14 protein-coding genes and 4 tRNA genes are annotated in these 16,015 nt (G+C 61.4%); 4 read left to right on the top strand and 14 right to left on the bottom strand.

The window, feature by feature from the left end; all coding sequences use genetic code 11:
* The 3 genes from ACIPZ5_RS00585 to ACIPZ5_RS00575 form a co-directional block, all read right to left on the bottom strand.
* The gene (locus tag ACIPZ5_RS00585; RefSeq protein WP_343597252.1) at nucleotides 1-798 is read right to left on the bottom strand and encodes a thioesterase family protein; all 798 of its coding nucleotides are present in this window, start codon (nucleotides 796-798) and stop codon (nucleotides 1-3) included.
* Between the two features lie 89 nt (nucleotides 799-887).
* Entirely contained in the window at nucleotides 888-1,655 is a 768-nt protein-coding gene (locus ACIPZ5_RS00580; protein WP_400805894.1) for a CHAD domain-containing protein, read from the bottom strand.
* Nucleotides 1,656-1,669: 14 nt separating this feature from the next.
* Nucleotides 1,670-1,948 carry a hypothetical protein gene (locus ACIPZ5_RS00575; RefSeq protein WP_085674672.1) on the bottom strand — a complete coding sequence of 93 codons (279 nt, stop codon included), beginning with the start codon at nucleotides 1,946-1,948 and terminating at the stop codon, nucleotides 1,670-1,672.
* A 165-nt stretch (nucleotides 1,949-2,113) separates the two neighbouring features.
* Here ACIPZ5_RS00575 and ACIPZ5_RS00570 point away from each other — a divergent pair, with 165 nt between their 5' ends.
* Complete coding sequence (locus ACIPZ5_RS00570) at nucleotides 2,114-3,154, top strand: patatin-like phospholipase family protein (RefSeq protein WP_261940861.1); 1,041 nt, start codon at nucleotides 2,114-2,116, stop codon at nucleotides 3,152-3,154.
* Nucleotides 3,155-3,222: 68 nt separating this feature from the next.
* Here the strand turns inward: ACIPZ5_RS00570 and ACIPZ5_RS00565 are convergent, their stop codons facing one another.
* The 11 genes from ACIPZ5_RS00565 to ACIPZ5_RS00515 form a co-directional block, all read right to left on the bottom strand.
* Nucleotides 3,223-5,094 (bottom strand): SurA N-terminal domain-containing protein, encoded by a 1,872-nt coding sequence (locus ACIPZ5_RS00565; RefSeq protein ID WP_400805893.1) that lies wholly within the window; start codon nucleotides 5,092-5,094, stop codon nucleotides 3,223-3,225.
* 183 nt (nucleotides 5,095-5,277) lie between these two features.
* Nucleotides 5,278-5,550 carry a nucleoid-associated protein HU-beta gene (gene hupB / locus ACIPZ5_RS00560; RefSeq protein WP_085674679.1) on the bottom strand — a complete coding sequence of 91 codons (273 nt, stop codon included), beginning with the start codon at nucleotides 5,548-5,550 and terminating at the stop codon, nucleotides 5,278-5,280.
* Between the two features lie 152 nt (nucleotides 5,551-5,702).
* Nucleotides 5,703-8,099 (bottom strand): endopeptidase La, encoded by a 2,397-nt coding sequence (gene lon / locus ACIPZ5_RS00555; protein ID WP_261940863.1) that lies wholly within the window; start codon nucleotides 8,097-8,099, stop codon nucleotides 5,703-5,705.
* Nucleotides 8,100-8,264: 165 nt separating this feature from the next.
* Complete coding sequence (clpX, locus tag ACIPZ5_RS00550; protein ID WP_054883550.1) at nucleotides 8,265-9,548, bottom strand: ATP-dependent Clp protease ATP-binding subunit ClpX; 1,284 nt, start codon at nucleotides 9,546-9,548, stop codon at nucleotides 8,265-8,267.
* A 108-nt stretch (nucleotides 9,549-9,656) separates the two neighbouring features.
* Nucleotides 9,657-10,298: an ATP-dependent Clp endopeptidase proteolytic subunit ClpP gene (gene clpP, locus ACIPZ5_RS00545; protein WP_003250240.1), complete on the bottom strand. Its 642-nt coding sequence runs from the start codon at nucleotides 10,296-10,298 to the stop codon at nucleotides 9,657-9,659.
* Between the two features lie 90 nt (nucleotides 10,299-10,388).
* A complete protein-coding gene (gene tig, locus ACIPZ5_RS00540; RefSeq protein ID WP_085674683.1) occupies nucleotides 10,389-11,702 on the bottom strand; it encodes a trigger factor in 1,314 nt (437 codons plus the stop codon).
* Nucleotides 11,703-11,952: 250 nt separating this feature from the next.
* Complete coding sequence (locus ACIPZ5_RS00535) at nucleotides 11,953-12,252, bottom strand: DUF6388 family protein (protein ID WP_400805888.1); 300 nt, start codon at nucleotides 12,250-12,252, stop codon at nucleotides 11,953-11,955.
* 261 nt (nucleotides 12,253-12,513) lie between these two features.
* Nucleotides 12,514-12,589 (bottom strand) — tRNA-His (locus tag ACIPZ5_RS00530).
* 44 nt (nucleotides 12,590-12,633) lie between these two features.
* Nucleotides 12,634-12,718: transfer RNA gene (locus ACIPZ5_RS00525), tRNA-Leu, on the bottom strand.
* Between the two features lie 56 nt (nucleotides 12,719-12,774).
* Nucleotides 12,775-12,850 (bottom strand) — tRNA-His (locus ACIPZ5_RS00520).
* Nucleotides 12,851-12,893: 43 nt separating this feature from the next.
* A tRNA-Arg gene (locus ACIPZ5_RS00515) sits at nucleotides 12,894-12,970 on the bottom strand.
* 270 nt (nucleotides 12,971-13,240) lie between these two features.
* Between ACIPZ5_RS00515 and folD the strand changes: the two genes are divergently transcribed.
* The 3 genes from folD (at nucleotide 13,241) to ACIPZ5_RS00500 (ending at nucleotide 15,957) form a co-directional block, all read left to right on the top strand.
* Nucleotides 13,241-14,095 carry a bifunctional methylenetetrahydrofolate dehydrogenase/methenyltetrahydrofolate cyclohydrolase FolD gene (folD, locus tag ACIPZ5_RS00510; protein WP_054883547.1) on the top strand — a complete coding sequence of 285 codons (855 nt, stop codon included), beginning with the start codon at nucleotides 13,241-13,243 and terminating at the stop codon, nucleotides 14,093-14,095.
* Between the two features lie 230 nt (nucleotides 14,096-14,325).
* Entirely contained in the window at nucleotides 14,326-15,390 is a 1,065-nt protein-coding gene (locus ACIPZ5_RS00505) for an ornithine cyclodeaminase (protein ID WP_343597237.1), read from the top strand.
* Between the two features lie 75 nt (nucleotides 15,391-15,465).
* A complete protein-coding gene (locus ACIPZ5_RS00500; protein WP_261940867.1) occupies nucleotides 15,466-15,957 on the top strand; it encodes an Lrp/AsnC family transcriptional regulator in 492 nt (163 codons plus the stop codon).
* The last annotated feature ends 58 nt before the right edge of the window (nucleotides 15,958-16,015 follow it).

The raw sequence follows: 16,015 nt of genomic DNA, 5'->3' as shown, positions 1-16,015 counted from the left end.
TCAGGCGAACACCGTCACCGTCTGCCGGCTCAAGGCCAGCAACTCCCCTTGCGCACTCCATAGTGCTGCCGCCGCATGCCCGTAGCCATCACGGGCATACTCGGTTTCGACACGGTAACGGCACCAGTCCAGCGTCGACAGTTTCGCCGTCGGCTGGATGAACTCGATGGTCCAGGTCAGCGTGCTGCCCGCCGCCGGTTGCTTGAGGAACGGCATCAGGCTCGGTGGCCAGGCATCCACCAGCGCCAGCAGGTGCGCCTCGTTGACCTGCTCTTCGGCCACATCGCGCAAACGTACCCAGCCGCCCATGTGGCGCGACTGATTGCCACTGAACGGCAGCCCCCCCACCGCCCAGCGCAAGGCGACATGGCGCATGAACTCCGGGGTGACGCCCTTGATGTAGGGCAACTCCGGCGCCGCGTGTTCAAGTGGTTTCATCTCCGCCGCAGGTGCAGCTGCAACATCGACCGCCGATGATCGGCCGGCACCGAAGCTGCCCTGCACCAGCGTCACCACCTGGCCTTCCTGAATGGCCCGCCCCAGCAGCGTGCTGACCGCCTTGCCCTCGCGCAGGACTTCGACTTCGAAACGAATGGGCACATCCGCCGCAGCCGGGCTGACGAAGGTGATGGCCAGCGAGCGCACCGGGCGATCATCGGAGAGCTTCATGCGCATGCGTTCATGAACCATGGCCGCCATCAGGCCACCGAACACGGCACGCCCCTGGGCCCAGGTGGGCGGAATGCTGACCGCGTCGGGGGTTTCCCGCACGGCGTCGAGCAGTTGGTTGAAATTCATCGGCCGGCTCCTGGCTGTATGGCGAACGGTCCGCCCATACTAGCCAGCAAACTTCGCCCAATCAGCCCGCAAATCGGTCATTTGCCGGGCTAACGCTGCTTGAGCGCCGCCTGCAGCGCGTCCAGGGTGAGATCGGACTTGCGCTCGGCCTCGAGCAGCTCCTGTTGCCAGGCGGCTGTAGAAGGTGCCAGGTCGGCATGCTCCTTGGCCTGCAGCAACCACTGCAAGCGGTCATGCCACTCTCCCAGATCGCTCTGGGCCCTCTTCAGCAGGCGCTGCAGTTTCTTGCCGGCATGATCGAGTTGCGGATAGGCCTCGTCACCGTAGCGCGCGCGCTTGATCAGCAGGCGCAATCGGTGGCGATCATGGGCGGGGTCCTGCAGGGCCTTGCGCAACTTGTGCCACTGCTTGACCAGGCGCTTGTCGATGCGCTTGCCCAGCGACCTGGCCAGCCCCTCGCGATCCGCCGCACGCAAAAACAGCGGGAACGCATCGACAATCGCCAGCACCCGGGTCAGCTGCGGGCTGTCGGCAATGCTGGCGAATGTCCTGTCCCGCCCTGCCAGACGCCGCTGCCCGGCCTCGGCATGACCGCGCCTGATCAGCTCAACCGCCAGTACCTCGCGATCACGCAGGGGCGTGGTCAAGGTACCCAATGACTTGGCCGCCGCCTCCAGCTGCTCGATCCCAGGCAGGCCCTGCAAGGGCCGCAACAGGCTGCGCAGGCGCCGCAGGTTGATGCGCAGGTCGTGCAGGGCCTCGCTGTCGGTATCGGCAGCCAGGCGCTCGCGACAGGCCAGCAGGCGCACCTGCAAGGCCAGCAGCTGGGCAACGACATGATCGAGCATGGCGGACATGTGTCGCTCCTTGGTCAGCGCCCGGCGCGCGACTCACGAATGTAGAAGCGGGCTTTTTCGGCTTTGTGGGTGCACCCTTCGTACCCTTCGAATTGCTGCTGCGTCTTGGCACCGGTCAGCAGCGACAGGGCCTTGGAATAGCTGACGGTACCGGCAAAACCTTCGGCCTTGGCCAGGTCCAGCTCCTTCCAGGCGGCATCCAGCTGAGTCGCGCAGCTCTCGCGGTAGGCCGTCTTGCCCGCGCAGCCAGCAAGGGCCAGGGCGATCAGTGGAAGGCAGATCCAGGCTTTCATCAGTAATACCTCAAAGGTCAAAAGAGTGGCTGTTCGACGCCGGTGCGATTGAAAAGTGCCCGGCACGATGTGCTTTGCTTAGAGTAGTTCAGCACGCTCTGGATTGAAGCACAGGCGGCGATGAGTGCATTGTAGGGCCAGGGTTGTACCAGCCGGGGAAAGCTCATGAGCAAACGTGTGGCATTGGTGTTGGGATCGGGAGGCGCTCGTGGGTATGCCCATATCGGCGTGATCGAGGAAATCGAACGGCGCGGCTACGACATCGCCTGCATCGCTGGCTGCTCCATGGGCGCGGTGATTGGCGGTATCTACGCGGCAGGTAAGCTTGACGAATACCGTAACTGGATCGAAAGCCTGGACTACCTGGATGTGCTGCGCCTGGTCGACGTCAGCTTTCGCCTTGGCGCGATCCGCGGTGACAAGGTGTTCGGCCAGATTCGCAAGATCGTCGGCGACATAAACATCGAGCAGTTGCGAATCCCCTACACGGCAGTCGCGGCCGACCTCACCAACCAGCAGGAAATCTGGTTCCAGGAAGGCTGCCTGCATCAGGCCATGCGTGCTTCGGCGGCGATTCCAAGCTTGTTCACACCGGTGATGCAGGGTAACCGCATGCTGGTCGATGGCGGCATCCTCAACCCCCTGCCGATCGTTCCTGTGGTGTCCAGCCACTGTGACCTGATCATCGCGGTCAACCTCAACGCCACCAACCAGAAGCAATACCAGTTGCCCGTGATCGAACGCCCGGCAGCCTTCAAGATGCGCTTCGACGCCCTGCTCAGCTCACTCGGCTCGCGCCTGCCGTTTCGGCGCAAGCCTGCCGAAGAGCTGATTCGCATCGAGCAGGAGATCGTCGCCGAAGGGCTGGCGCCCCCCAACCCGTGGCTGGCCGACACGGCCGACCCCGAGGCCCAGCAACCCGCTGCGGCGCCCGAGCGGGAAGGTGCGCCGAAGTCGGCAACCGGCTCGTTCATCATCGACAACGTCGGGCCGGCCTCGCTGCTCGACCTGATCAACCAGAGCTTCGAGGTGATGCAGACGTCGCTGGCGCAGTACAAGATTGCCGGGTATCCGCCGGATGTGCTGATCAACGTGCCCAAGCGGGTATGCCGGTTCTTCGAGTTCTACAAGGCGCCGGAGCTGATTGCCCTGGGGCGGGAGATTGCGCGGGACACGCTGGATAACTACGAAGGCGAGAAACGCTAGGTGCCGGCACAGGCGGCTGAAATGAAACAGGCCGCATCGAGCGGCCTGTTTCATCATGCATGCATCACTCAGTAGCGGGTGATGTCGGCAGTGCTTTCCAGTTGCTTGCGGTAGGCCGCGAAGTCCTGCTGGCCAGCACGCGATGCGAGGTAGCGGCGGATCTGCTGCTTCTCTTCGTCGCTGGCGGCGGCGCCTTCATTGACGCCCTTGAGCTGCAGCACGACCAGGCTGCCGTCAGCCAGGACCACACTGCCGTAGACCGGCTTGTCCTTGGCTTGCGGCTTGGGCAGGCGGAACAGCGCCTGCAACTCGGCCGGGTCGATACCGTCCTGACCACGGGTCACAGCCTCGCGCGCCTTCCACTCCTGGCCGTCGTGAGCGCCAGCAGCAGCGATGGAACCATCACGCAGGCCGGCAATCAGCTTGTCCGCCTTGGCCTTGAGTTCGGCGGTCGCCTTCTCCTTGGCCAGGTGTTCGCTGATGTTCTTGGCCACGGCTTGCAGCGGCAGTTGCTCCGGCTTGCGGTGCTCCTTGACGCGCAGCACCACGGTGGTTTCCGGGTCGAGCTCGATGGCGGTGCTGTTGGCACCTTCATCCATCACCTCTTCGGAGAACGCCGCCTGGATCACACCACGGTTGGCCGTGATGCCCTCGCCGCCTTCGCGGCCGAACGCTGCGGAGGTCTGCACCTTGAGGTTCAGGTCCTGGGCCGGCTGGGCCAGGTCGGAAGCCTCGTAGGCAGCATCCTGCAGCTGCTTGCTGGCATCGACGTAGCGCTGTTCGACCAGCGGGGTCTTCAGGTCGCGGGTCAGCTTGTCCTTCAGGCTGGCGAAGCTCGGCACTTCCGGCGCCTGCTTGCCCAGCAGCTTGATCAGGTGGTAGCCGAACTCGGTGCGCACCGGGGCCGAGACCTGGCCGTCGTTGAGCTTGTACAGGGCGTCTTCGAAGGCCGGGTCATACACACCCGGGCCCGCGAAGCCGAGGTCGCCGCCATTGCTGGCCGAACCCGGATCCTGGGAGAACTCCTTGGCCAGCTTGGCGAAATCTTCACCCTTGGCCAGGCGCTGTTCGATCTCTTCGGCACGGGCCTTGGCCTGAGCGTCGGTGACCTTGTCGTTGACCTCGATGAGGATATGCGCGGCATGGCGCTGCTCGGCGAGGTTGGCGATTTCCTTCTCGTACTGGGCCTTGAGCTCTTCGTCGGTGACCTTGACCTGGTCGAAGAACGCCGACTTCTTCAGCTCGATGTAGTCGATGACCACCTGGTCCGGGGTCATGAACTCCTTGGCGTGCTGGTCGTAGTGCGCCTTGACTTCGTCATCGCTGACCTTGACCGCAGCCGGGTTGGCCTTGAAGGTCATCGCAGCGAAATCGCGGGTCTGGTTTTCCAGACGGGCAAAGGCGTCGACCTGCTGGTCGGTGACGAAGCTGCTGCCGGCAATACCGGTACGCAGCTGGCCGATCAGCATCTCTTCGGCAAGCATGTCGCGGAATTGCATGCGGCCATAGCCCATCTGACGGATGACCTGGTCGAAACGATCGGCGCTGAACTTGCCATCGACCTGGAATTCCGGCGTCTGCAGAATCACCTGATCCAGCGCGGCTTCAGAGAAGGCGAACTTGGCGTCTTCGGCACCCTGCAGCAGCAGTTTGCGATCGATCAGGCCTTTGAGCGCAGCGTCACGCAGCAGCTTTTCATCCAGCAGCGCCGGGTCAAAATCCTTGCCCAACTGTTGCATCAGCTGGCGGCGCTGCATGTCGGCGGCCTGGCTCAGCTCGTTCTGGCTGATGGTGTGGCCGTTTACCTTGGCCGCGTCCTGGCTGTGGGTGGCGGCCTTGAAAATAGCTTCGAAGCCGGTCAACGCCATCAACATGACGATAAGGCCGATGATGGTCTTGGCAATCCAACCTTGTGAATTGTCCCTGATATTTTGCAGCATGCGTCCCCCAGAAACGGCTGTACCACTGCGTCGACAACCGCGGAGCGTGGGTAGAATCCTGATAAAAGAAAGGCGCATCCGAGGATGCGCCTTTTCTTAGCAAACGTGTCAGGCGGGAACGTTTGCGGCCCGCCATCAGCGTGCTCGGACCTGGCCAGGCCAGGTCCGGCTGAAAGAGACGACTTAGTTGACGGCGTCTTTCAGGCCTTTGCCAGCCTTGAAGCCTGGAACCTTGGCGGCCGCGATCTTGATCGCCTTGCCGGTTTGCGGGTTGCGGCCGGTGCGCTCGGCGCGCTCCTTGACCGAGAAGGTACCGAAGCCAACCAGTACCACATCGTCACCTTGCTTCAGGGCACCGGTAACGGAGTCAATGACTGCGTCCAGCGCGCGGCCGGCTACAGCTTTCGGGATGTCAGCAGATGCGGCGATAGCGTCAATCAGTTCCGACTTGTTCACTCTAAGTCCCCTTATTTCTCTATTGAGTTTGTTTCTAAGTATGTAATGAAAAGCTTATGAAACGTGCGCCGGGTGGCAGCTTGACAATAGCGTGCCGCTTTATAGCAAGGCCCCGAAAAAACTGTCAAGGAAAGCCCCCCAGCCAAAAACTACTAATGCGTGCTGATTCTTTCCTTAGCATCGCCGTCGCGTTTGTCATCTTTCGCGACAATCTCCGGAGCCACATCTGGCAAGGGCTCCGGGGCGTATTGCAGCGCAATTTGCAGGACTTCGTCAATCCATTTGACCGGTTTGATCTGCAGATCCTGTTTGATATTTTCCGGAATTTCCTTCAGATCGCGAACATTCTCCTCGGGAATGATCACCGTCTTGATCCCGCCACGGTGTGCAGCCAGCAGTTTTTCCTTCAACCCGCCGATGGCCAATACCTGGCCACGCAGGGTGATTTCACCGGTCATGGCCACATCGGCACGCACCGGGATCTGCGTCAGCGCCGACACCAGCGCGGTGCACATGCCGATACCGGCGCTCGGGCCGTCCTTCGGCGTGGCGCCTTCGGGCATGTGGATATGCACGTCGTGCTTCTCGTGGAAGTCGGCGGCAATCCCCAGGCTGCGGGCGCGGCTGCGGACCACGGTCTGCGCGGCAGTGATCGACTCGACCATGACATCACCCAGCGAGCCGGTCTTGATCAGCTGGCCCTTGCCAGGGATGACCACCGATTCGATAGTCAGCAGTTCGCCGCCCACCTGGGTCCAGGCAAGGCCGGTGACCTGGCCGATCTGATCCTGCTGCTCGGCCAGGCCGTAGCGGAACTTGCGCACGCCGAGCAAGTGCTCGAGCTGCTCGCTGGTGACCTTGACCTTGACCTTTTTCTGCCCGGTATGTTCCTTGACCACCTTGCGGCAGACCTTGGCGATCTGGCGCTCCAGACCCCGCACACCAGCTTCGCGGGTGTAGTAACGAATGATGTCGCGAATCGCCGAGACGTCGATGTCCAGCTCTTCGGCCTTCAAACCGTTGGCCTTGACCTGTTTCGGCGTCAGGTACTTGACCGCGATGTTGATCTTCTCGTCCTCGGTGTAGCCCGGCAGGCGGATGACTTCCATGCGGTCAAGCAGCGCCGGCGGAATGTTCATCGAGTTCGAGGTACACAGGAACATCACGTCCGAGAGGTCGTAATCGACTTCCAGGTAGTGGTCATTGAAGTTGTGGTTCTGCTCGGGGTCGAGCACCTCCAGCAGCGCCGAGGCCGGGTCGCCACGCATGTCGCTGCCCATCTTGTCGATCTCGTCGAGCAGGAACAGCGGGTTGCGCACACCCACTTTGGTCATCTTCTGGATCAGGCGGCCAGGCATCGAACCGATGTAGGTACGACGGTGACCACGAATCTCGGCTTCGTCACGCACGCCGCCCAGGGCCATGCGCACGAACTTGCGGTTGGTCGCGGCAGCGATCGACTCGGCCAGCGAGGTCTTGCCGACGCCAGGTGGGCCAACCAGGCACAGTACCGGGCCACGGATCTTCTTCACCCGCTTCTGCACGGCGAGGTACTCGAGAATGCGTTCCTTGACCTCTTCCAGGCCATAGTGGTCGGCATCGAGAATCTCTTCGGCCTTGGCCAGGTCCAGGCGCACCTTGCTCTGGGCCTTCCACGGCACCTGCACCAGCCAGTCGAGGTAGGACCGCACCACGGTAGCCTCGGCGGACATCGGCGACATCTGCTTGAGCTTGTTCAGCTCGGCCTGAGCCTTGGTCAGGGCGTCTTTCGGCAGGCCAGCGGCTTCGATGCGCTTTTTCAGCTCTTCGACTTCGTTGTGGCCTTCGTCACCATCGCCGAGCTCCTTCTGAATGGCCTTCATCTGCTCATTCAGGTAGTACTCGCGCTGGCTGCGCTCCATCTGCTTCTTGACCCGGCCACGGATACGCTTCTCGACCTGCAGCAGATCGATTTCGGCATCCAGCAGTGCCAGTACGTGCTCGACCCGGGTCGACAGGTCGACGATCTCGAGGATTTCCTGCTTCTGCTCGATCTTCAGCGCCATGTGCGCGGCCATGGTATCGACCAGGCGACCGGGCTCTTCAATGCTGTTCAGCGACGACAATACTTCGGCAGGGACTTTCTTGCCCAGCTGCACGTACTGCTCGAATTGCGACAGCAGCGTGCGCACGAAGACCTCCGACTCGCGCTCGGCAGCGTCGGTTTCGTCGATCAGGGAAACTTCGGCACGGATGTGCCCTTCTACTTCGGTGAAACGCTCGACCGCGCCACGCTGCTCGCCCTCGACCAGCACCTTGACAGTGCCATCGGGCAGTTTCAGCAGTTGCAATACGGTAGCGACGGTACCGACCCGATACAGGGCGTCTTCGCCTGGATCGTCATCGGCTGGGTTCTTCTGGGCCAGCAGCAGAATTTGCTTCTCGCCCGTCATCGCGGCCTCGAGGGCTTCGATAGACTTCTCACGCCCCACGAACAGTGGGATGACCATGTGCGGATAGACGACGACATCGCGCAATGGCAAAAGAGGCAAGTCGAGGGTGGTCTTCATGATTTCGCCTCTACAGCGGCCTTATGGCCGGAAACCGGTGGAAATGATGCCTGGACCTAATGTGGGGGCACGCTTGGGAAATTACAAGCGCTTGCATAGGAAAAGCAGAAAGGGGCCCGTAGGCCCCTTTCTTGCTTGCTGCCATCACCCGGCATCTACCTGGAATCAGGCGTCGGGCGCGGCCTTGGCTTGCGGCTCGCTGTTCTCATAGATCATCAACGGCTGCGAGGTGCCTTCGATGACGCTCTCGTCGATCACCACCTTGCTGACATCCTTCTGCGAAGGAATCTCGTACATGGTGTCGAGCAGCACGCCTTCGAGGATCGAACGCAGGCCACGGGCGCCAGTCTTGCGCTCCAGGGCTTTGCGCGCGACTGCCTTGAGGGCGTCGGTGCGGAACTCGAGGTCCACGCTCTCCATCTCGAACAGCTTGGCGTACTGCTTGGTCAGGGCATTCTTCGGCTCGGTGAGGATCTGCATCAGCGCAGCCTCGTCCAGCTCGTCGAGGGTCGCCAGCACTGGCAGACGACCGACGAACTCAGGGATCAGGCCAAACTTGACCAGATCGTCCGGCTCGACTTCGCGCAGCGATTCGCCGACCTTCTTGCCCTCTTCCTTGCTGCGTACTTCGGCGCCAAAACCGATGCCACCCTTGGTGGAGCGGTTCTGGATGACCTTTTCCAGGCCGGAGAAGGCGCCACCGCAGATGAACAGGATGTTGCGGGTATCAACCTGCAGGAATTCCTGTTGCGGGTGCTTGCGGCCGCCCTGAGGCGGAACCGAAGCAACGGTGCCTTCGATCAGCTTCAGCAGTGCCTGCTGCACGCCTTCACCCGAAACGTCACGGGTAATGGACGGGTTGTCCGACTTGCGCGAGATCTTGTCGATCTCGTCGATGTAGACAATGCCCATCTGGGCCTTTTCCACGTCGTAGTCGCACTTCTGCAACAGCTTCTGAATGATGTTCTCGACGTCCTCACCCACGTAACCGGCTTCGGTCAGGGTGGTGGCGTCAGCAATGGTGAACGGTACGTTCAACAGACGTGCAAGGGTTTCGGCGAGCAGGGTCTTGCCCGAGCCGGTAGGCCCGATAAGCAGGATGTTGCTCTTGCCGAGTTCGACTTCGTCGCCCTTCTTGTCACGCTGATTCAGGCGCTTGTAGTGGTTATACACCGCTACCGACAGCACCTTCTTCGCGCGCTCCTGACCGATGACGTACTGGTCCAGGATGCCGCTGATTTCTTTCGGCGAAGGCAATTTGTGCGCGCTGCTCTCGGCCTGGGCTTCCTGCACCTCCTCACGGATGATGTCGTTGCACAGGTCGACGCACTCGTCGCAGATAAATACCGAGGGCCCGGCAATCAGTTTGCGCACTTCGTGCTGGCTTTTGCCGCAGAAGGAGCAATAAAGCAATTTGCCGCTGTCCTCGCCGTTACGGGTGTCAGTCATTCGATCGATCCAATCCGGTAGGCTTGCAACACAAGATGAAGGCAATTGCGGGCTTTTTCAAGTCCGCAGGTAGGCGCTTTGCGCACCTACCTGCTCTGGCACCTGGGTTCAGGAGGCCAGTTGCCGCTTGTCGTACACCGAGTCGATCAGGCCGTACTCGGCCGCGCGCGAGGCGCTCATGAAATTGTCACGCTCGGTGTCACGCTTGATGGTCTCGAGTTCCTGGCCAGTATGGTAGGCCAGCAGCTCGTTCAGGCGCGCCTTGATATTGAGGATTTCCTGGGCGTGGATCTCGATATCGGTGGCCTGCCCCTGGAAACCGCCCAGTGGCTGGTGAATCATCACGCGCGAGTTCGGCAGGCAGTGACGCTTGCCCTTGGCACCCGCGGCCAGCAGGAATGCACCCATGCTGCAGGCCTGGCCGATGCAGATAGTCGAGACGTCCGGCTTGATGAATTGCATGGTGTCGTAGATCGACATGCCTGCAGTCACCGAGCCGCCTGGGGAGTTGATGTACAGATGGATATCCTTGTCCGGGTTTTCCGCTTCAAGGAACAGCAGCTGCGCCACTACCAGGTTGGCCATGTAATCCTCTACCGGGCCAACCAGGAAAATCACTCGCTCCTTCAACAGGCGCGAGTAGATGTCGTAGGCACGTTCGCCACGGGCGGACTGCTCGATAACCATCGGGACCAGGCCGCCTGCGGCCTGGATGTCAGAGCTCTGCTGAATATAAGAATTGCGGGACATGTCCTGCGCTCACTCCCAAATAGTCATGGCTTGATAACGCACAAGCCAGCTCGAAGGCTGGCTTGTGGGGGTTCCTACGAGAGAAGCCTGTTACTCAGCGGCGGCAGGAGCCTGTGCTGGCTTAACGGCATCTTCGTACGAGACCGACTTGTCGGTCACAGTCGCTTTCTGCAGAACAGTATCTACAACTTGTTCTTCCAGCACAACCGAACGGACTTCGTTCAGTTGTTGGTCGTTCTTGTAGTACCAGGAGATGACCTGCTCAGGCTCTTGGTAAGCCGAGGCCATTTCTTCGATCATTTCGCGAACCTTGCCTTCGTCCGGCTTCAGCTCGAACTGCTTGACCACTTCAGCGACGATCAGGCCCAGGACCACACGGCGCTTGGCTTGCTCTTCGAACAGCTCGGCTGGCAGCTGCTCAGGCTTGATGTTGCCACCGAACTGCTGAACAGCCTGCACGCGCAGACGGTTGACTTCGTTTTCCAGCAGCGCCTTCGGCACTTCGATCGGGTTGGCAGCCAGCAGACCGTCCATGACCTGGTTCTTGACCTTGGTCTTGATCGCCTGGCGCAGTTCACGCTCCATGTTCTTGCGAACTTCGGTGCGGAAGCCTTCCAGGGTCGACTCTTTGATGCCGAACTGGGCGAAGAACTCTTCGTTCAGCTCTGGCAGCACAGGTGCGGAAACACTGTTGACGGTGATGGTGAACTCGGCGGCCTTGCCGGCCAGGTCCAGGTTCTGGTAATCCTCTGGGAAGGTCACGTTGACAACGCGCTCTTCACCCGCCTTGGCGCCAACCAGGCCGTCTTCGAAGCCAGGGATCATGCGACCGGAACCCAGTACCAGCTGGGTGCCCTTGGCGGAACCGCCGGCGAACACTTCACCGTCGACCTTGCCGACGAAATCGATGTTGACCTGGTCGTCGTTCTGCGCGGCGCGCTCGACAGCCTCGAAACGGGTGTTCTGCTTGCGCAGGACTTCCAGCATGTTGTCCAGGTCGGCGTCGGCCACTTCGGCGCTCAGGCGCTCGACGTTGATCGAGTCGAAGCCGGCAACGGTGAACTCCGGGAACACTTCGAAGATGGCAACGAATTCCAGGTCCTTGCCCTTCTCGAAGGACTTCGGCTCAACGGCCGGAGCGCCAGCCGGGTTCAGCTTCTGCTCGACGATGGCTTCGTAGAAGGAAGCCTGGACCAGGTCACCGAAAGCCTCTTGACGGGCATCGGCCTCAAAACGCTGACGGATCACGCTCATCGGCACCTTGCCTGGGCGGAAGCCCGCGACCTTGGCGCGCTTGGCAGTCTGTTGCAGACGCTTGTTGACTTCGTTCTCGACGCGCTCGGCCGGAACGGCGATGGTCATGCGGCGCTCGAGAGCGGAAGTGTTTTCAACAGAAACTTGCATGGATATTCCTCGTTGCACAGACGTTAGCCGGCGATAGCCCGACTCCAGAATCAAGGGCAAACATTCTAGTGAGTCACGCACCAGAAGTCACCCCACCCGGGACGACGGGAATCCACGCCGGTCGATTAACTTGCATGGCCCGCACGCTGAAGTGCCAGGCCTCTTTATATAGAAGGCAACGCAACGCCCACTGGCGCCCCGCAGCCGAAATACCTTGTCAAACAACTGCCGGTACGAAAGCGACGCCGTCTTATTCGGGTTCGATCTCGTTGAACTGGCAGTACTCTTCCCACTCCATACCCAGCGCCTCGGCCACTTCGCGATGGGTCTCCAGGCGCATGGCCTGAAGCTGCTCGGGGCTTTCGGCGATCAACTGCAAGGCCAGCTCCCAGGGCTGAACCCCCTGCTCATCGGCGGCATCCTCGAAGGCCCACTCGATCTGCTGGGCCTGCTCACGCGGATCCAGCTCGCGGATCTCCTCGAGCAGTTGCGGATTGGCCTCAGCGAAGCGCTGCAGCGCCAGGGCCTGGCGGGCTTCTTTTGCAATCATCAGGCTGTTCCTCTGCCGGCCAACTGGGCCGGTGTTTCAACCGGCTGAAATCTAACAGCTTTTATTGGGGTGCCACCAGAGGATTGCAAGGGGGGATTGAGTTGTGGCTGCGAAGTTTCTGGCTTGAGCCTTTGGGCGCCTGCCAGATCGAGCGCCGCGCGGGCGGCGCTCGATCTCAATGCCAACACATGACCCAAGCCATGACCCCAGCAGAAACAACAAAGGCGCCCGGTCTCACGACCAAGGCGCCCTCGAAAAATATGGGGTGGACGATGGGAATCGAACCCACGACAACTGGAATCACAATCCAGCGCTCTACCAACTGAGCTACGCCCACCATATTGCGGTGTTGCAGTGTTGCGATACAGCCTTACAGAAGCATGGTGCGGACGAAGAGACTCGAACTCTTACAGCTTGCGCCGCTGGAACCTAAATCCAGTGTGTCTACCAATTTCACCACGTCCGCGTAACGCTTAAAACAAAGGCGCCAGATTGTTCAATCAAAGGCGCCTTCGTCGAATATGGGGTGGACGATGGGAATCGAACCCACGACAACTGGAATCACAATCCAGCGCTCTACCAACTGAGCTACGCCCACCATATTGCATTACAGCCTTACTTGCTTGCCCAAGCTGCCTAAATGGCGCACCCGGCAGGACTCGAACCTGCGACCATCCGCTTAGAAGGCGGATGCTCTATCCAGCTGAGCTACGGGCGCTTAAGCTTTAAGCCTAACTGAACGAGGCTTTAACAGGTAACTGCTAAACCACTCATTCTGCCCGACTTCGCCAACCAGTGCTAGGCTGTGCCCGACAAGTGCGGCGAATCTTATAGGCGAGCCTCCGGGGCGTCAACACCTTTCTCCAAAAAATTTAAATTATTTAAGGGGTTAGGGGATTTGCCCGACCACCCGCCTTTGCCCTTGGGCGATGTCGTGCGAGAATGCGCCCTCTTTATTGTTCCTTTCTCGATGGTTAATCACGCGTCTATGACTGCACACCTAATCGATGGCAAGGCGATCGCCGCCAACCTGCGCAAGCAGATCGCTCAACGTGTCGAGGAGCGTCGCCAGCAAGGCCTGCGCACGCCGGGCCTGGCGGTGATCCTGGTCGGCACCGACCCCGCCTCCCAAGTCTATGTCTCGCACAAGCGCAAGGACTGCGAAGAGGTCGGCTTCATCTCCCAGGCATTCGACCTGCCCAGCGAGACCACGCAGCAAGCGCTGACCGAGCTGATCGACCGCCTCAACGACGACCCGGCCGTCGATGGCATCCTGCTGCAACTGCCGCTGCCGGCGCACCTGGACGCCTCGCTGCTGCTCGAGCGCATCCGCCCCGACAAAGACGTCGACGGCTTCCACCCATACAACATCGGCCGCCTGGCCCAGCGCATTCCACTGCTGCGCCCGTGCACGCCCAAAGGCATCATGACCCTGCTGGAAAGCACCGGTCAGGACCTGTACGGCATGAACGCGGTCATCGTCGGCGCGTCCAACATCGTTGGCCGCCCGATGGCCATGGAGCTGCTGCTGGGCGGCTGCACCGTGACCGTCTGCCACCGCTTCACCAAGGACCTGGCAGGCCACGTCGGCCGCGCCGACCTGGTGGTCGTGGCCGCCGGCAAGCCGGGCCTGGTCAAGGGTGAGTGGATCAAGGAAGGCGCCATCGTCATCGACGTCGGCATCAACCGCCAGGAAGATGGCAAGCTGGTGGGTGATGTGGTCTACGAGACCGCCCTGCCGCGCGCTGGCTGGATCACGCCAGTTCCAGGTGGCGTCGGGCCGATGACCCGTGCTTGCCTGCTGGAGAACACGCTGTATGCAGCTGAAGAGCTGCACAAGTAAGACGGCGTGACCTGAAAGCGGCACCTCTGGCAGGTGCCGTTTTTTTTGCCTGAAACGCCTCGCCATCTGCCACAGCTTCCGTCCCTGGCCACAGCCGATTCGGCTGTCTCCTGCGTGAAATCAGCCGCCCCCGCTGCCGCCAGCCCCCGCTTCAGCCAGCATCGCAACGCTCCGCGCCCGACAATATCTCCAGAGCCCACACTGGAAGCGTCGCCGCAAGGAGACCCATCATGACCCGCTATATCGATGTGCAAGACCTCGCCCGCCTGGTCAACCGCAAAGGCCTGCCCACCTGCCTGGTGGAGATGGCCGAGTACATCCGCCAGGACTACCTGCGCTGGCAGGCCTTCGAGAAGTGCGCACGGGTGGCCAACCACTCCCCCGGCGGCGTCATCGAGCTGATGCCGGTGTCCGATGCCAGCCTGTACGCCTTCAAGTACGTCAATGGGCACCCGAAAAACACTCAGCACGGCCTGCCCACGGTAATGGCTTTCGGCACCCTGGCCGATGTCGACACCGGCACCCCGCTGCTGCTTAGCGAGATGACCCTGACCACGGCGATCCGCACCGCGGCCACTTCGGCACTGGCAGCCCGCTACCTGGCACGCGAGGACAGCCGCAGCATGGCGCTGATCGGCAACGGCTCGCAGAGCGAATTCCAGGCAATCGCCTTCAATACCCTGGTGGGCATCGACGAGATCCGTCTGTACGACATCGACCCGGCCGCCACGGCCAAGCTGGTGGCCAACCTGGCCGGCCGCCCTGGCCTGAAGTTGATCGTCGCCGGCTCGGTTGCCGAAGCGGTGCGCGGCGCCGATATCGTCACCACAGTGACGGCCGACAAGGCCTACGCAACCATCCTCACGCCGGAAATGATCGAGCCGGGCATGCACCTGAACGCCGTGGGTGGCGACTGCCCAGGCAAGACCGAACTGCACCGTGACATCGTCGAACAGGCACGGGTGGTCGTCGAATACGAGCCGCAAAGCCGTGTCGAGGGCGAGATCCAGCAGATGCCTGACGATTCACCGGTGGTCGAATTCTGGCAGGTGGTCGCGGGGCTTGTTCGAGGCCGTGAGGATGCGCGGCAAGTGACCTTGTTCGACTCGGTCGGATTTGCCCTGGAGGACTACTCGGCCTTGCGCTATGTGCTGGACACCGCACGCATGCTCGGCATTGGTCAGGACATCGCGCTGGTGCCGAAGCTGGAAGACCCGAAAGACCTGTATTCGCTGCTACAACCACGCGTGGTTGGCGTACGGTCGATGCGCAAGGCAGACACTGCCTGCGCCTGATGCACCTCGGGGCCGCGCAGCGGCCCCGGATTACGCCTACCCTGTCCATGCCCACTCTCGAAAGAAGCCCCGCGCATGGACACCAAGGACGCCAATGCCCAACCTCTGGACCGCATCGATGAGGCCATCATCGAGGTGCTGCGTCACGATGGCCGCATCACCTTCGAAAAGCTCTCGACCCTGGTCCATCTCACGCCACGCCCCTGCCTGGAGCGCGTGCGCAAGCTTGAACGACGTGGCGTAATTCGCGGCTACGGCGCGATCATCGACCTGCAGAAGCTCGCCCCCGGCCTGTCGTTGCTGGTACTGGTGGCGCTGTCCAACCAAAGCGGGCGTGCCGCGCAAAAAGCCTTCGAAGCGACCATGCTGGCCTGCCCGCAAGTCTACGAATGCCAGCTGATCAGCGGCCACTTCGACTACAGCCTGCGCCTGCGCTGCCGCGATATGGAGCACTATCGGGTGCTGAGCGAAAGCTGGATGAACGACGACGCACTGCACATCGACAAACTGGTGGCACATCCCGAGCTGGCGTCAATCAAGTGCATGGCGCCGCAGACCGGGCAGTAACCCGATAGCCCTCGGCACGCGGGCTGCACACCTAGGCTCGCCGCTCCCCAAACCTGGA

Source organism: Pseudomonas sp. NPDC089428 (assembly GCF_044749325.1).
GTDB lineage: Bacteria > Pseudomonadota > Gammaproteobacteria > Pseudomonadales > Pseudomonadaceae > Aquipseudomonas.
The sequence above is the reverse complement of the archived record's forward strand: the minus strand, read 5'-3'. Positions and strand labels throughout refer to the sequence as shown.

Excerpts from the sequence above, each read along its gene's own strand:
- ACIPZ5_RS00585 (WP_343597252.1), bottom strand. The coding sequence starts at position 798 with ATGAATTTCAACCAACTGCTCGACGCCGTGCGGGAAACCCCCGACGCG.
- ACIPZ5_RS00580 (WP_400805894.1), bottom strand. The coding sequence starts at position 1,655 with ATGTCCGCCATGCTCGATCATGTCGTTGCCCAGCTGCTGGCCTTGCAG.
- ACIPZ5_RS00575 (WP_085674672.1), bottom strand. The coding sequence starts at position 1,948 with ATGAAAGCCTGGATCTGCCTTCCACTGATCGCCCTGGCCCTTGCTGGC.
- ACIPZ5_RS00570 (WP_261940861.1), top strand. The coding sequence starts at position 2,114 with ATGAGCAAACGTGTGGCATTGGTGTTGGGATCGGGAGGCGCTCGTGGG.
- ACIPZ5_RS00565 (WP_400805893.1), bottom strand. The coding sequence starts at position 5,094 with ATGCTGCAAAATATCAGGGACAATTCACAAGGTTGGATTGCCAAGACC.
- lon (WP_261940863.1), bottom strand. The coding sequence starts at position 8,099 with ATGAAGACCACCCTCGACTTGCCTCTTTTGCCATTGCGCGATGTCGTC.
- clpX (WP_054883550.1), bottom strand. The coding sequence starts at position 9,548 with ATGACTGACACCCGTAACGGCGAGGACAGCGGCAAATTGCTTTATTGC.
- clpP (WP_003250240.1), bottom strand. The coding sequence starts at position 10,298 with ATGTCCCGCAATTCTTATATTCAGCAGAGCTCTGACATCCAGGCCGCA.
- tig (WP_085674683.1), bottom strand. The coding sequence starts at position 11,702 with ATGCAAGTTTCTGTTGAAAACACTTCCGCTCTCGAGCGCCGCATGACC.
- ACIPZ5_RS00535 (WP_400805888.1), bottom strand. The coding sequence starts at position 12,252 with ATGATTGCAAAAGAAGCCCGCCAGGCCCTGGCGCTGCAGCGCTTCGCT.
- folD (WP_054883547.1), top strand. The coding sequence starts at position 13,241 with ATGACTGCACACCTAATCGATGGCAAGGCGATCGCCGCCAACCTGCGC.
- ACIPZ5_RS00505 (WP_343597237.1), top strand. The coding sequence starts at position 14,326 with ATGACCCGCTATATCGATGTGCAAGACCTCGCCCGCCTGGTCAACCGC.
- ACIPZ5_RS00500 (WP_261940867.1), top strand. The coding sequence starts at position 15,466 with ATGGACACCAAGGACGCCAATGCCCAACCTCTGGACCGCATCGATGAG.